This window comes from Escherichia sp. KTE31 (assembly GCF_000407925.1).
Classification (GTDB): domain Bacteria; phylum Pseudomonadota; class Gammaproteobacteria; order Enterobacterales; family Enterobacteriaceae; genus Escherichia; species Escherichia ruysiae.
The window spans coordinates 298,195-312,612 of record NZ_KE136726.1 but is presented as its reverse complement, the minus strand read 5'-3'; the positions used below and the strand labels follow the sequence as shown (position 1 = coordinate 312,612).

The window sequence follows — 14,418 nt, the reverse complement described above, 5'->3', positions numbered from 1 at the left end:
GCGATAATTAGCGCAAACTTGTGTTTCGCAAATCCAACCCTTCCTCGTCGGGCCTAACGACGCGGAAGGGTTTTTTTATATCGACTTTGTAAGAGGAGTCCATCCATGAGCACCTTAGGGCATCAATACGATAACTCACTGGTTTCCAACGCCTTTGGTTTTTTACGCCTGCCGATGAACTTCCAGCCGTATGACAGCGATGCTGACTGGGTGATTACCGGCGTACCGTTCGATATGGCCACTTCTGGTCGTGCGGGTGGTCGTCACGGTCCGGCGGCTATCCGTCAGGTATCAACTAACCTGGCCTGGGAACACAACCGTTTCCCGTGGAATTTCGACATGCGCGAGCGCCTGAACGTCGTGGACTGCGGCGATCTGGTATATGCCTTCGGCGATGCCCGTGAGATGAGCGAGAAATTGCAGGCGCACGCAGAGAAACTGCTGGCTGCCGGTAAACGTATGCTCTCCTTCGGTGGTGACCACTTTGTCACGCTGCCGCTGCTGCGCGCTCATGCGAAACATTTCGGCAAAATGGCGCTGGTACACTTTGACGCCCACACCGATACCTACGCTAACGGTTGTGAATTTGACCACGGCACGATGTTCTATACCGCGCCGAAAGAAGGTCTGATTGACCCGAATCATTCCGTGCAAATTGGTATTCGTACCGAGTTTGATAAAGACAACGGCTTTACCGTGCTGGACGCCTGCCAGGTGAACGATCGCAGCGTGGATGATGTTATCGCCCAGGTGAAACAGATTGTGGGTGATATGCCGGTTTATCTGACTTTTGATATCGACTGTCTTGATCCAGCATTCGCGCCAGGAACCGGTACGCCAGTGATTGGCGGCCTGACCTCCGATCGCGCCATTAAACTGGTACGCGGCCTGAAAGATCTCAACATTGTTGGGATGGACGTTGTGGAAGTGGCTCCGGCATACGATCAGTCGGAAATCACCGCGCTGGCTGCGGCAACGCTGGCGCTGGAGATGCTCTATATTCAGGCGGCGAAAAAGGGCGAGTAAGCTGCTTACGCTCATCACCCGTAGGCCGATGTGATGGACACCTCCCGCCTTACGGCATCAATGTGCCAGACTGAGGTGTACTCAGTTCCCAGGTGGAGGTGTCCGTCATGAATATTAAGCGTATTGGTCTCGACCTTGCAAAAAATGTTTTTCAGATCCACGGCGTCGATCACCATGAAAAAGTGGTACTGCGAAAAACCCTGCGCCGTGCCCACATGATGACGTTTTTCTCCGGCCTTTCTCCCTGTCTTATTGGTATTGAGGCCTGTGGCTCTTCCCATTACTGGACCCGCGAGCTCACCCGCATGGGCCATACCGTGCGTATTATTCCGCCGAAACTCGTCAAACCTTATCTCAAAGGCAACAAAAACGACGCCAATGATGCAGCAGCCATCTGCGAGGCCATCAGCAGGCCTGGTATGCGTTTTGTCGCTCTCAAATCGGAAGCACAGCAGACGTTACAGGCAGAGCACCGGGTCCGGGCCAGGATCATCCGCGAGCGGACTGCACTGTGCAATGAAATCCGGGGGCTGTTGAGTGAATTTGGTCTGGTGCTGCCAGTGGGGATAAATCACGTGCGTAAAGCCCTGCCGGAAATCCTGTCGCAGCAGGAGCAGTGGAATGACCGCTTCATCCGTCTGTTGTGCGAGCTGTCAGAGGAAATGCAGATGCTGGATGAGCGCATATCGCGTCATGACCGGCGTCTTCAGCAGGCGGCACGGGACGATATCCGCATAAAACGGCTGATGGAAATAGAGGGTTTTGGCCCGATAGTGGCGAGTGCACTGGTGGCTGCCGTGGGCGATGCGAAGCAATTTAAAAACGGTCGGGAAATGTCGGCCTTTATTGGACTGGTTCCGCGACAGCATTCAAGCGGCGGAAAAGAGCGGCTGGGCCATATCAGCAAACGGGGTGACAGTTACCTGAGAACGCTGCTGATCCATGGTGCCCGTGCAGTACTGAGGTTCAGCGCCGGAAAAACAGACAGACGCAGCCTCTGGCTACAGTCGGTGGCAGAAAGACGTAATAACAATATCGCCGTGGTGGCGCTGGCAAATAAAAACATCCGGATAGCGTGGGCGATATTAAATCGTGGTGAAGAATACCATGGGGTGAAGAATGCAGCGTAAGCAGCACTGACGTCCCTGTAAGTAAACGAGCAACAAACCTGCCGTAAGTGTGCAAAGTTATAAAGAACTGATGTGTAACAGGTAAGACCGACATCTGGCAAATCCGACCTTATCCATGGCTCCCTGCAAAGCAAAGCCGGCAGGCCGAAAGGAAACAGATGTGCAGATAACATCATGGCCGGGTACGACGGTACCGTAAGAGAGGCCGGATATACGAATGCAACTTACTCCCGTCACACAGATGAAAAATAACTTGCACAACGGGAGGTGTCCATATACGGATAAGATGCGTCAGCATCGCATCCGGCAATGCGCACGGTGTAACGCATGTGCCATTCATGTCAGATGCGGCGTGAACGCCTTATCTGACCTACGTTAGGCACCCCCGGACCTTACTTAACCCCATCCGCGCTCATACGATCGCGAATATGCTGGGCGCGTTCGGCGGATGCCGGATGGTCGTCAAACATTGAGCTTTGGCGGCCTTCTTCCAGTTTCGCCAGTTTTTCAAAGCTGGTGGCGAGACCTGCCGGGCTGATGCCGCGTTGGCGCAACAAATCGTAGGAATAATCATCGGCTTCTGCTTCCTGACGTTGGGAGAATTGCGAATTGACTAGCTTTTCGCCCAGATCGCCGAGTTGTGATTGCGATAAACTGCCGACAATCCCGCCCGCAGATGCTGCTGCGACACGCACCGCGTTAGTGCCCAGTGCTACCTGCATCCCTTTCTTCACATGGCCTAACGCCACGTGCCCCATTTCGTGACCGATCACCGCTTCGACTTCGTTATCCGTCATCATATCCATCAGCCCGCTATAGACGCGGATACAGCCGTTAGCCATTGCAAAGGCGTTCACATCCTTCGCCATATACACTTTGTAATTAACCGGCTGACCGTTGATATTGTTGCCTAACGCATTGGCAATAGTTGTCAGACGTTTAGCGTATTCGCTATTGGCTGGCGCAATCGTCGCCTTGCTGTCCATCTCCTGACATGCCTGATCGCTCAGGGTTTTCACCTGCGCATCACTCAAACTGTAAGCCTGAAAAGCTTCCGCTCCTGATGAGAGCAGTCCACTGGAGTCCATATTCTGGCAACCGGTCAGTACCGTTGCCACGCTCATTGCTACCAATAAGGCGCGAATTTTCATGTTTTCTCTTCCGCACAAGGTCAGGATTATTCTAAAAATGCGCCGTTTGCAGGTGAATCGACGCTCAGTCTCAGTATAAGGAAAAGCGCAGCGGACGGGCGAGCAGATTGCGCAACATGCGAGCATGATCCAGAGATTTCTGAAGCGGCAAAAGGATGTTCCATGTACATGACGCGCGGCTTGCGGTAAATTGTTGGCAAATTTTCCGGCGTAGCCCAAAACGCGCTGTCGTCAAGTCGTTAAGGGCGTGCCCTTCATCATCCGATCTGGAGTCAAAATGTCCTCACGTAAAGAGCTTGCCAATGCTATTCGTGCGCTGAGCATGGACGCAGTACAGAAAGCCAAATCCGGTCACCCGGGCGCCCCGATGGGTATGGCTGACATTGCCGAAGTCCTGTGGCGTGATTTCCTGAAACACAACCCGCAGAATCCGTCCTGGGCTGACCGTGACCGCTTCGTGCTGTCCAACGGCCACGGCTCCATGCTGATTTACAGCCTGCTGCACCTCACTGGTTACGATCTGCCGATGGAAGAACTGAAAAACTTCCGTCAGCTGCACTCTAAAACTCCGGGCCACCCGGAAGTGGGCTACACCGCAGGTGTAGAAACCACCACTGGCCCGCTGGGGCAGGGTATTGCCAACGCAGTCGGTATGGCGATTGCCGAAAAAACGCTGGCGGCGCAGTTTAACCGTCCGGGTCACGACATTGTCGACCACTACACCTACGCCTTCATGGGCGACGGCTGCATGATGGAAGGCATCTCCCACGAAGTTTGCTCTCTGGCGGGTACGCTGAAGCTGGGTAAACTGATTGCGTTCTACGATGACAACGGTATTTCTATCGATGGTCACGTTGAAGGCTGGTTCACCGACGACACCGCAATGCGTTTCGAAGCCTATGGCTGGCACGTCATTCGCGACATCGATGGTCATGACGCAGCATCCATCAAACGCGCAGTAGAAGAAGCGCGCGCAGTGACTGACAAACCGTCCCTGCTGATGTGCAAAACCATCATCGGTTTCGGTTCGCCGAACAAAGCTGGTACGCACGATTCCCACGGTGCGCCGCTGGGCGACGCTGAAATCGCGTTGACCCGCGAACAGCTGGGCTGGAAATACGCACCGTTCGAAATCCCGTCTGAAATCTATGCTCAGTGGGATGCGAAAGAAGCAGGCCAGGCGAAAGAATCCGCATGGAACGAGAAATTCGCTGCTTATGCGAAAGCTTATCCGCAGGAAGCCGCTGAATTTACCCGTCGTATGAAAGGCGAAATGCCGTCTGACTTCGACGCGAAAGCGAAAGAGTTCATCGCGAAGTTGCAGGCTAATCCGGCGAAAATCGCCAGCCGTAAAGCGTCTCAGAATGCCATCGAAGCGTTCGGTCCGCTGTTGCCGGAATTCCTCGGCGGCTCCGCTGACCTGGCTCCGTCTAACCTGACCCTGTGGTCTGGTTCTAAAGCAATCAACGAAGATGCTGCCGGTAACTACATCCACTACGGTGTTCGCGAGTTCGGTATGACCGCGATTGCTAACGGTATCTCTCTGCATGGTGGCTTCCTGCCGTACACCTCCACCTTCCTGATGTTCGTAGAATACGCACGTAATGCGGTACGTATGGCTGCGCTGATGAAACAGCGTCAGGTGATGGTTTACACTCACGACTCCATCGGTCTGGGCGAAGATGGCCCGACTCACCAGCCGGTTGAGCAGGTGGCTTCTCTGCGCGTGACCCCGAACATGTCTACATGGCGTCCGTGTGACCAGGTTGAATCCGCTGTAGCGTGGAAATACGGTGTTGAGCGTCAGGACGGCCCGACCGCGCTGATTCTCTCCCGTCAGAACCTGGCGCAGCAGGAACGTACTGAAGAGCAGCTGGCAAACATCGCGCGCGGTGGTTATGTGCTGAAAGACTGTGCCGGTCAGCCGGAACTGATCTTCATCGCTACTGGTTCTGAAGTTGAGCTGGCTGTTGCCGCTTACGAAAAACTGACGGCCGAAGGCGTGAAAGCGCGCGTGGTTTCCATGCCGTCTACCGACGCATTCGACAAGCAGGACGCTGCTTACCGTGAATCCGTACTGCCGAAAGCGGTTACTGCACGCGTAGCTGTGGAAGCGGGCATTGCTGACTACTGGTACAAGTATGTTGGCCTGAACGGTGCTATCGTCGGTATGACCACCTTCGGTGAGTCTGCACCGGCAGAGCAACTGTTTGAAGAGTTCGGCTTCACCGTTGAAAACGTTGTTGCGAAAGCAAAAGCGTTGCTGTAATCGGTAAGATGCTTTGTGAGAAGGGCCGCGAAAGCGGCCCTTCATATTGTTGGCAAAGTGCGCGTTGTTCATGCCGGATGCGGCGTGAACGCCTTATTCGGCCTACAAAATCATGCAAATTCAATAAATTGCAGGGACTGTGTAGGCCTGATAAGCGTAGCGCATCAGGCAGTTTAGCCTTTGCCATCAGTCTCAAGAGCCGCAAACGCGGCTCTTTTTACTTGGTTGAGATAAACGGAACAGTACTACCGGGGATCATGGTATCGGGTAATTTGCCATCCCAACGCTCAGCAGTGGTAAGGGCAACAAGACCCGGATTGTCCCGCAGAGCCTCACCGCGCAGGCGGATAGCTTCACCTTTAGCCGCACCTCTTACGCAATAGTCTCCGCTTTAGCTGCTGTCTGCTTCTGCCTGAGCCTGAGTTACCGCAATTTGCGCCTGGATTTTCTCCGTTTCCAGATTTTGCTTACGTGTGGCAATGGCGACTTCCGCTTTCATTCGATCTTCAATCGACTTCTCATAAGCGTCAGAAATTGAGCAAAGCAAGGAATATGCCCCCTCTGATGTGAGGATAACAGTCAACCCCGAATATTAAGAATCTATAAAGAAGGGGCTGTAAGATTTAATTTTATCTGTTTTCGTACTTTCAAGCTATAAATGGTGAGCATGATCACAAACACAATAATCATAAATTTGTCTTATTTGCAATTCAACTCACAAACAGAAAGTTGACTTTATAATTACTAATCTCAACCTGTTGTTTTTTATGGCTTGTTTGTTTTCCCTCTTCTGGTGTTTCGCCTTTTTAGCCCAATTGCTTTCAATTTTTTGCGCGCGTATTTTATTTTCACCGACAGTCGGTACTCTAAAAATAGGGATAATTTATGCGGCTTATTGATTATTTTCCAGAATCATCAATCTCAGTGATACATGCAGCTAAAGACTGGAAGGAGGCTATTGATTTTTCGATGGCATCATTATTAACAAAAGACTATATCAGCGAGAATTACATTCAGGCTATTAAAGATTCCACCATTAGCAATGGCCCTTATTATATTCTCGCACCAGGCGTGGCAATGCCTCATGCGCGACCGGAATGTGGGGCGCTCAAAACCGGGATGTCTTTGACGTTACTTAAACAAGGTGTTTATTTTTCCGGGAATGACGAACCGATTAAATTACTCATCGGGCTTTCTGCTGCCGATGCCGATTCGCACATTGGCGCTATTCAGGCGTTAAGTGAATTACTGTGCGAAGAAGAAATACTTGAACAACTCTTAACAGCATCATCAGAAAAACAATTAGCGGACATTATCAGCCGCGAATAATAACTTTCTCCTCTACAGGATAATATTATGGAAAACAAGTCTGCTCGTGCAAAGGTTCAGGCTTTTGGGGGCTTTTTGACCGCTATGGTCATTCCCAATATCGGAGCTTTTATTGCCTGGGGTTTTATTACTGCATTATTTATTCCTACCGGCTGGCTGCCGAATGAACATTTCGCCAAAATTGTCGGCCCAATGATTACCTATTTATTACCGGTGATGATTGGTTCTACCGGTGGTCACCTGGTCGGCGGTAAACGCGGTGCGGTGATGGGGGGCATAGGGACGATTGGCGTAATTGTTGGTGCTGAGATCCCCATGTTCCTGGGTTCGATGATTATGGGACCGCTTGGCGGCCTGATGATTAAATATGTCGATAAGGCACTGGAAAAACGCATCCCCGCTGGTTTTGAGATGGTTATCAATAACTTCTCATTAGGTATCGCCGGCATGGCTCTCTGCCTGTTAGGTTTTGAAGTTATCGGTCCAGCGGTGTTAATAGCCAATACTTTCGTCAAAGAGTGTATTGAGGCGCTGGTACATGCGGGCTATCTGCCTCTGCTGTCTGTTATCAATGAACCTGCGAAAGTGCTTTTCCTCAATAACGCGATCGATCAGGGTGTTTATTACCCGTTGGGTATGCAACAGGCTTCGGTTAACGGCAAATCCATCTTCTTTATGGTGGCGTCGAATCCGGGGCCTGGGTTGGGGTTGCTGCTGGCGTTTAGTCTGTTTGGTAAAGGAATGAGTAAACGTTCTGCGCCGGGTGCGATGATTATTCACTTTCTTGGCGGCATCCACGAACTGTATTTCCCGTATGTGCTGATGAAGCCACTGACCATTATCGCCATGATTGCGGGCGGTATGTCTGGCACCTGGATGTTTAACTTACTGGATGGCGGTTTGGTTGCAGACCCAAGTCCGGCGTCTATCTTTGCGTACCTGGCACTGACGCCGAAAGGCTCGTTCCTTGCGACAATTGCCGGTGTTACGGTCGGCACCCTGGTCTCCTTTGTCATCACTTCTCTGATTCTGAAGATGGAAAAAACGGTGGAGACTGAGAGTGAAGATGAGTTCACCGAGTCAGCCAATGCGGTTAAAGCAATGAAGCAGGAAGGCGCATTTTCGTTAAGCCGTGTGAAACGCATTGCCTTTGTTTGCGATGCGGGGATGGGCTCCAGCGCGATGGGCGCAACCACCTTCCGTAAGCGCCTGGAAAAAGCGGGGCTGGCAATAGAAGTAAAACATTACGCGATAGAAAACGTGCCTGCGGATGCCGATATTGTGGTCACACACGCCAGTCTGGAAGGACGCGTGAAACGTGTGACGGATAAACCGCTGATATTGATTAATAACTATATTGGTGATCCAAAGCTCGACACTTTATTTAATCAATTAACCGCCGAACATAAACACTGATTACAGAGGTAAAAATGAAAACCAAAGTTGCTGCTATTTATGGCAAGCGGGATGTCCGTCTGCGCGAATTTGAACTGCCAGAAATTACCGATAATGAACTGTTGGTGAGTGTAATTTCTGACAGCGTTTGTTTATCGACCTGGAAAGCGGCGTTACTCGGTAGCGAACATAAACGGGTGCCTGACGATTTAGAAAATCATCCGGTAATTACCGGGCATGAATGTGCCGGGGTTATTGTCGAAGTGGGTAAAAATCTCACCGACAAATATAAAAAAGGCCAACGTTTTGTACTGCAACCGGCAATGGGATTACCCACTGGATATTCAGCCGGATACAGCTACGAATATTTCGGCGGTAATGCCACCTATATGATTATTCCCGAAATCGCCATTAACCTGGGCTGTGTATTACCGTATCACGGTTCTTATTTTGCAGCGGCGTCGCTGGCGGAGCCGATGTGCTGCATTATTGGCGCTTATCATGCCAATTATCACACCACACAATATGTTTATGAGCATCGCATGGGCGTCAAACCTGGTGGCAATATTGCGCTGCTGGCGTGTGCTGGCCCGATGGGAATTGGCGCTATCGATTACGCCATTAACGGCGGCGTACAACCGTCGCGGGTGGTGGTGGTCGATATCGACGAAAAACGCCTGGCGCAGGTGCAGAAGTTGTTGCCGGTGAAACTGGCTGCAAGCAAGGGCATTGAGCTGGTGTATGTAAATACCAAAGGGATGAGCGATCCAGTCCAGACGCTACGGACGCTGACAGGAGATGCCGGGTTCGATGACGTGTTTGTCTATGCGGCGGTGCCTGCTGTCGTTGAGATGGCTGACGAATTACTGGCGGAAGATGGCTGCCTGAACTTCTTTGCCGGGCCAACGGATAAAAACTTCAAAGTGCCATTTAATTTCTACAACGTCCATTACAACAGTACCCACGTCGTCGGTACATCCGGCGGTTCAACGGACGATATGAAAGAGGCGATAGCCCTTAGCGCCACGGGGCAGTTGCAGCCGTCGTTTATGGTTACCCATATCGGTGGGCTGGATGCGGTGCCAGAAACCGTGCTCAATTTGCCGGATATCCCCGGCGGTAAAAAACTCATCTACAACGGCGTCACCATGCCGCTCACCGCCATTAGCGATTTTGCCGAAAAAGGCAAAACAGATCCGCTGTTTAAAGAGCTGGCGCGGCTGGTTGAGGAAACGCACGGTATCTGGAATGAGCAGGCCGAGAAATATCTGCTGGCGCAATTTGGCGTTGATATCGGGGAGGCCGCGCAATGATGTCCCTGGCGTGGCCATTATTTCGCGTTACGGAGCAGGCAGCGTTGGCTGCCTGGCCGCAAACCGGATGTGGCGACAAAAATAAAATTGATGGCCTGGCGGTCACCGCGATGCGCCAGGCATTAAACGACGTCGCTTTTCGTGGGCGAGTGGTTATCGGCGAGGGAGAAATTGACCACGCGCCGATGCTGTGGATTGGCGAAGATGTGGGCAAAGGCGATGGGCCAGAAGTCGATATCGCGGTTGACCCGATTGAAGGCACCCGGATGGTGGCGATGGGGCAGAGCAATGCGCTGGCGGTCATGGCTTTCGCCCCACGAGACAGCCTGTTACACGCGCCCGATATGTATATGAAAAAACTGGTCGTTAATCGACTGGCTGCCGGGGCAATCGATCTGTCTTTGCCCCTTACAGAAAACTTGCGAAACGTAGCGAAAGCGTTAGGTAAACCACTGGATCGGTTACGTATGGTTACGCTGGATAAACCGCGCCTGAGTGCCGCGATAGAGGAAGCGACGCAGCTTGGCGTGAAGGTTTTTGCTCTGCCGGATGGCGATGTCGCCGCCAGCGTGCTGACCTGCTGGCAGGATAATCCTTACGACGTGATGTACACCATCGGCGGTGCGCCAGAGGGCGTTATTTCTGCCTGCGCTGTTAAAGCATTGGGCGGGGATATGCAGGCCGAGCTGATTGATTTTTGTCAGGCCAAAGGTGACTACACCGAAAATCGGCAAATTGCAGAGCAGGAGCGCAAGCGGTGTAAGGAAATGGGGGTTGACGTTAACCGTGTGTACTCACTCGACGAACTGGTGAGGGGAAAAGATATCCTCTTTAGTGCCACGGGCGTCACGGGCGGAGAGCTGGTGAACGGTATCCAACAGACGGCGAATGGGGTGCGGACGCAGACATTACTGATCGGCGGCGCGGACCAAACGTGTAATATAATAGATTCCCTGCATTGATGGTGATCTATCGGAAGACGAATGGCGACGCTGACAGAAGATGATGTGCTTGAGCAACTGGACGCACAGGACAATTTATTTTCATTTATGAAAACTGCGCATACCATTTTGCTCCAGGGAATACGCCAGTTTCTGCCGTCGCTGTTTGTCGATAACGATGAAGAGATCGTGGAATATGCAGTGAAACCGTTACTCGCCCAAAGCGGCCCGCTTGACGATATTGATGTTGCGCTGCGTTTGATTTATGCGCTGGGGAAAATGGATAAATGGCTGTACGCCGATATCACGCACTTTTCCCAGTTCTGGCATTACCTGAACGAACAGGATTCCCCCCCAGGATTTGCCGATGACATAACCTGGGATTTTATCAGCAACGTCAATAGTATAACCCGCAATGCGACTCTCTATGATGCGTTAAAGGCGATGAAGTTCGCCGATTTCGCCGTCTGGTCAGAGGGGCGTTTTACCGGGATGGTCAAAACGGCGTTGACGCTGGCAGTAACGACAACCTTAAAGGAATTAACGCCGTGAAAATTGAATTAACGGTGAATGGGCTGAACGTGCAAGCGCAGTACCATGATGAAGAGATAAAACACGTGCATAAACCATTGCTGCGCATGTTGGCCGCCTTGCAGGCGGTAAATCCGCAGCGGCGCACGGTGGTATTTCTTTGCGCTCCACCGGGGACGGGCAAATCTACGCTAACGACCTTCTGGGAATATCTTGCACAACAAGATCCCGAATTACCCGCTATTCAGACGCTCCCGATGGATGGTTTTCACCATTACAATAGCTGGCTGGATGAGCATCAGCTTCGCCCTTATAAAGGCGCACCGCAGACGTTTGACGTGGCGAAACTGGCGGAAAATCTGCGCCGGGCAGTGGAAGGGGATTGTACGTGGCCGCAGTACGATCGACAAAAGCATGATCCCGTAGAAGATGCGTTACACGTTACTGCACCGATCATTATCGTAGAAGGAAACTGGCTGTTGTTGGATGACGAGAAGTGGCGCACGCTTGCGCAATTTTGTGATTTCTCGATCTTTATCAACGCGCCTGCAGCTGCGTTACGGGAACGGCTGGTGGGGCGCAAGCTGGCGGGAGGGTTATCGCTGGCAGACGCTGAAGCCTTTTATGAACGTACCGACGGCCCAAATGTTCGCCGGGTGCTGGAACAGAGTCTGCCGGCAAATTTGACCTTAATGATGACGGCTAGCGGTGAATATCGTCTGGCGGATTGACGTCTCTCACTACACCGCCTTCCAGTCTCACAACGCGAGAAAAATGATGCCGGGTAAACGCGGCGTCATGGCTGATTGCCACCACGCTTGCACCACGCTGGCGGCACTTTTCCAGCCAGCTTTCAAATACCGCCAGCCATTGGGCATCAAAATCCCGGCTCGGTTCGTCAAGTAATAACAGCGGCGGGGCGAGAGCTTCCAGACTGGCGACGGCGACCATCCTTCGCTGTGCGCTATGCAGATCCAATGGATGCGCGCTGGCAACGTCTGCTAACTGACAACATTGCAGGGCGTATTCGGTGCGTTTCGCGATGTCTGCGGGTGAGTATTTTTGTAATTTCAGGCCAAACGCGACCTCTTCAGCGACGGTGCTATGAAACAGCTGGTTTTCCACTTCCTGAAACAGCACGCCAATCTTTGCCGCGCGTTGGCGGTTCTTAAGCGTATGTAATGCCTGTTGTTGCAATATTACTGTACCGGAAGATGGGGGAAGAAGACCCGCCATGATGCGTAACAGTGTCGATTTACCCGCGCCGTTGTCGCCGGTCAGCGCCAGCCATTCACCTTGTTTGAGTTGCAGAGAAATGTCGCAAAGACAATCCGTTGCCGCACCTGGCCAGCGATAAGTCACCTGATTTAACGTTAACATAATGACCGGAGCACTCCGTTTTGCAGTTGCCACGCTTGCTGGCAATAGTTCAGGAAAGGTGTGCGATGACGTTCAAAAAGAATAATCAGCGAATCACATTCCAGCGCCCAGTGTTGTAAACGCTGCAACAGCATTTCGCTGGCTTGCGACGTCAGTCGGCTAAAGGCTTCATCAAGAATTAATAGTTTTGGTTGCATGGCGATAGCGCAGGCGATGACCACGCGTTGGGTCTCTCCGCCGGAGAGCGTTGCTGGATGACGATGGCGCAACGGCTGGCACTCGGTCAGGGTCAGGGCGGCGTCAATGCGCGCCATAACCTCGGCTTCTTCCAGACACAGATTTTCTGGTCCAAACGCAATTTCCTCTTCCACGCTGAAGGTACAGCCAGAAAGCTGCAAATAGGGAGATTGCTGGACGAGTTGAATGGTAGCGGCTTGTTCGTTTAGTGAGAGTTGCCCAATAGGCGTATTGAGGAGCATTCCCATGCCAGCGATATCACCCGGCAGGAAGTCCGGATACCAACCCGCCATCAGCTGCGCCAGCGTGCTTTTGCCGCTGCCGTTGTCCCCAAAGATGGCGACCATCCCCGGTTTGTCATAGTGAAAGTCATAACAGAACGGAGAGTGCGTTGAGTGCGTCGGGCAATAGCGAAACTGTTCTAACGTAACCATAGCCACACTCCGGGTTCTGCCAGTATCAGCAATATCATGGTGTAACGAGACACTTTTTGTAATTTACTGTCAGGTGGTGCCCATAGCGTAGTGCGCCGGTTATGTAAGCGAAATGCCCGCATATCCAGCGCCGCACCACGGATTGCCAGATCGTTAAGCGCATTGTGTGTTAGCGGAATAATTAACGCCGGCATCGCACGTAAACGCTGATACCAGCCTTCATCCAGCGGCACGCCACGCGCACGCTGTGCTTCATGAATAATTGCTAATTGTCGTTTTAACTGCTCAACGACCAGCAGCGGTCCGGCAAACAGATAAGCGACGCCCGGCGGCAGGCGAGAAGCAAACAAAGCGCGGATAAAACATTGCACGGGTACGTACTGCATCCACAACTGCGAAGTGGAAACAATAGCCAGAATGCGCAGCCAGAGCGTAATAGCAAATGCCCAACGTTCAGGATTGCGCGGCATTCCGCTTATCCATTCTGTCAGCCAGCCACCGTGCACCAGCCACAGCCCGACCCCCAGCGAAAACATCAGCCAGGCGACATATTTTGCCCGTCGCCGCGTGGCTTTTAACGCAATGAGGCAGAGAAAGGTCGCCGCGCTATAGACCGGCAAAATGGTCTGCGCGGGCAGGATTAGCGTGGTGCAGGCCGCCAGCGCCCACAGCGTTAATGAGGTAAACGGATGCATTTAGCGCACGGCTGCCATCGTTGGAAAATGGCGCGTAGTGCGAATCGGCAGTTGTCGCAGTAAAAGCCAGACAATCACCGCCGTGAGAATTTTATCGACCAGGTTCGCGCCTATCACCGTAATCGCCACCGATTCCACCAGGTTTTGCCCCATAGAGTGCATCCAGGCAACGAACAAATCGGCTCCGCTACCGGTTACGCCGCCGAACAGCGCAGTACGTAACGGTACAGCAACGACTGTGACCGCCAGGGTAATAATCACGCCGCTGACAACGACTTTCGGCAGGGTGCGAAACCAACCCATCCGCGCCAGCCAACCCGCGACCAGACCAATGATCATCGCTACGGGAGCAAAAGCGGCGGCGATCGGGTCGGTCAATAATCCCCAAAGTAAATTGGTCAGTAAGCCGGTCAACATACCGACCACCGGCCCAAGCAGTACCGCGCTAATAAGCGAGCCGATGGAGTCGAGAAAAATAGGTAGTTTGACCATGCTGGCCAGTTGCCCGCCGATCATATTGATGGCGATAGAGATAACGATCAGCACCAGAGCCTGACTGGAAAAGTGGCGACGCGCCATAAGAAAAC

The 14,418-nt window shown here is 52.4% G+C and carries 14 protein-coding genes and 1 pseudogene; 9 read left to right on the top strand and 6 right to left on the bottom strand.

Annotation, left to right across the window (positions count from 1 at the left end):
* Nucleotides 1–105: 105 nt before the first annotated feature.
* Nucleotides 106–1,026 carry an agmatinase gene (gene speB, locus WES_RS04115; RefSeq protein WP_000105566.1) on the top strand — a complete coding sequence of 307 codons (921 nt, stop codon included), beginning with the start codon at nucleotides 106–108 and terminating at the stop codon, nucleotides 1,024–1,026.
* A gap of 107 nt (nucleotides 1,027–1,133) precedes the next feature.
* Complete coding sequence (locus WES_RS04120; RefSeq protein ID WP_016159702.1) at nucleotides 1,134–2,156, top strand: IS110 family RNA-guided transposase; 1,023 nt, start codon at nucleotides 1,134–1,136, stop codon at nucleotides 2,154–2,156.
* 392 nt (nucleotides 2,157–2,548) lie between these two features.
* Here WES_RS04120 and loiP read toward each other — a convergent pair whose 3' ends face one another.
* Entirely contained in the window at nucleotides 2,549–3,307 is a 759-nt protein-coding gene (gene loiP / locus WES_RS04125) for a metalloprotease LoiP (protein WP_016159701.1), read from the bottom strand.
* 277 nt (nucleotides 3,308–3,584) lie between these two features.
* Between loiP and tkt the strand changes: the two genes are divergently transcribed.
* Nucleotides 3,585–5,576, top strand: coding sequence for a transketolase (tkt, locus tag WES_RS04130; RefSeq protein WP_000098617.1), 1,992 nt, complete (start codon nucleotides 3,585–3,587; stop codon nucleotides 5,574–5,576).
* A gap of 217 nt (nucleotides 5,577–5,793) precedes the next feature.
* On the opposite strand, the pseudogene WES_RS0121745 reads toward tkt, so the two are convergent.
* A pseudogene (locus WES_RS0121745) lies at nucleotides 5,794–6,108 on the bottom strand (prohibitin family protein); the annotation flags it as partial.
* A 353-nt stretch (nucleotides 6,109–6,461) separates the two neighbouring features.
* Here WES_RS0121745 and cmtB point away from each other — a divergent pair.
* Genes cmtB through WES_RS04160 form a run of 6 tightly spaced genes read left to right on the top strand, consistent with a single transcriptional unit; the run spans nucleotide 6,462 to nucleotide 11,816 of the window.
* A complete protein-coding gene (gene cmtB / locus WES_RS04135; RefSeq protein WP_016159700.1) occupies nucleotides 6,462–6,905 on the top strand; it encodes a PTS mannitol transporter subunit IIA in 444 nt (147 codons plus the stop codon).
* A gap of 27 nt (nucleotides 6,906–6,932) precedes the next feature.
* Complete coding sequence (cmtA, locus tag WES_RS04140) at nucleotides 6,933–8,321, top strand: PTS mannitol transporter subunit IICB (protein WP_016159699.1); 1,389 nt, start codon at nucleotides 6,933–6,935, stop codon at nucleotides 8,319–8,321.
* A gap of 14 nt (nucleotides 8,322–8,335) precedes the next feature.
* Entirely contained in the window at nucleotides 8,336–9,613 is a 1,278-nt protein-coding gene (locus WES_RS04145) for a zinc-binding dehydrogenase (protein WP_016159698.1), read from the top strand.
* Nucleotides 9,610–10,575 carry a class II fructose-bisphosphatase gene (gene glpX / locus WES_RS04150; protein ID WP_016159697.1) on the top strand — a complete coding sequence of 322 codons (966 nt, stop codon included), beginning with the start codon at nucleotides 9,610–9,612 and terminating at the stop codon, nucleotides 10,573–10,575. The genes WES_RS04145 and glpX overlap by 4 nt, the downstream gene beginning before the upstream one ends.
* 21 nt (nucleotides 10,576–10,596) lie before the next feature.
* On the top strand, nucleotides 10,597–11,106 hold the full coding sequence (fumE, locus tag WES_RS04155; RefSeq protein WP_016159696.1) for a fumarase E: 510 nt from the start codon (nucleotides 10,597–10,599) through the stop codon (nucleotides 11,104–11,106).
* Nucleotides 11,103–11,816, top strand: coding sequence for a nucleoside/nucleotide kinase family protein (locus tag WES_RS04160; protein ID WP_000687771.1), 714 nt, complete (start codon nucleotides 11,103–11,105; stop codon nucleotides 11,814–11,816). The genes fumE and WES_RS04160 overlap by 4 nt, the downstream gene beginning before the upstream one ends.
* On the opposite strand, the gene WES_RS04165 is transcribed toward WES_RS04160, so the two are convergent.
* Genes WES_RS04165 through WES_RS04180 form a run of 4 tightly spaced genes read right to left on the bottom strand, consistent with a single transcriptional unit; the run spans nucleotide 11,788 to nucleotide 14,410 of the window.
* On the bottom strand, nucleotides 11,788–12,465 hold the full coding sequence (locus WES_RS04165) for an ABC transporter ATP-binding protein (protein ID WP_016159695.1): 678 nt from the start codon (nucleotides 12,463–12,465) through the stop codon (nucleotides 11,788–11,790). The two genes, WES_RS04160 and WES_RS04165, sit on opposite strands and share 29 nt — an antisense overlap.
* Complete coding sequence (locus tag WES_RS04170) at nucleotides 12,459–13,136, bottom strand: ABC transporter ATP-binding protein (protein WP_000256983.1); 678 nt, start codon at nucleotides 13,134–13,136, stop codon at nucleotides 12,459–12,461. Before WES_RS04170 ends, WES_RS04165 begins: the two co-directional genes overlap by 7 nt.
* Nucleotides 13,124–13,831 (bottom strand): energy-coupling factor transporter transmembrane component T, encoded by a 708-nt coding sequence (locus tag WES_RS04175; RefSeq protein WP_016159694.1) that lies wholly within the window; start codon nucleotides 13,829–13,831, stop codon nucleotides 13,124–13,126. The genes WES_RS04170 and WES_RS04175 overlap by 13 nt, the downstream gene beginning before the upstream one ends.
* Complete coding sequence (locus WES_RS04180; RefSeq protein WP_016159693.1) at nucleotides 13,832–14,410, bottom strand: ECF transporter S component; 579 nt, start codon at nucleotides 14,408–14,410, stop codon at nucleotides 13,832–13,834.
* Nucleotides 14,411–14,418 lie beyond the last annotated feature (8 nt).

Coding starts and splice junctions, on each gene's coding strand:
- speB (WP_000105566.1), top strand. CDS start 106: ATGAGCACCTTAGGGCATCAATACGATAACTCACTGGTTTCCAACGCC.
- WES_RS04120 (WP_016159702.1), top strand. CDS start 1,134: ATGAATATTAAGCGTATTGGTCTCGACCTTGCAAAAAATGTTTTTCAG.
- loiP (WP_016159701.1), bottom strand. CDS start 3,307: ATGAAAATTCGCGCCTTATTGGTAGCAATGAGCGTGGCAACGGTACTG.
- tkt (WP_000098617.1), top strand. CDS start 3,585: ATGTCCTCACGTAAAGAGCTTGCCAATGCTATTCGTGCGCTGAGCATG.
- cmtB (WP_016159700.1), top strand. CDS start 6,462: ATGCGGCTTATTGATTATTTTCCAGAATCATCAATCTCAGTGATACAT.
- cmtA (WP_016159699.1), top strand. CDS start 6,933: ATGGAAAACAAGTCTGCTCGTGCAAAGGTTCAGGCTTTTGGGGGCTTT.
- WES_RS04145 (WP_016159698.1), top strand. CDS start 8,336: ATGAAAACCAAAGTTGCTGCTATTTATGGCAAGCGGGATGTCCGTCTG.
- glpX (WP_016159697.1), top strand. CDS start 9,610: ATGATGTCCCTGGCGTGGCCATTATTTCGCGTTACGGAGCAGGCAGCG.
- fumE (WP_016159696.1), top strand. CDS start 10,597: ATGGCGACGCTGACAGAAGATGATGTGCTTGAGCAACTGGACGCACAG.
- WES_RS04165 (WP_016159695.1), bottom strand. CDS start 12,465: ATGTTAACGTTAAATCAGGTGACTTATCGCTGGCCAGGTGCGGCAACG.
- WES_RS04170 (WP_000256983.1), bottom strand. CDS start 13,136: ATGGTTACGTTAGAACAGTTTCGCTATTGCCCGACGCACTCAACGCAC.
- WES_RS04175 (WP_016159694.1), bottom strand. CDS start 13,831: ATGCATCCGTTTACCTCATTAACGCTGTGGGCGCTGGCGGCCTGCACC.
- WES_RS04180 (WP_016159693.1), bottom strand. CDS start 14,410: ATGGCGCGTCGCCACTTTTCCAGTCAGGCTCTGGTGCTGATCGTTATC.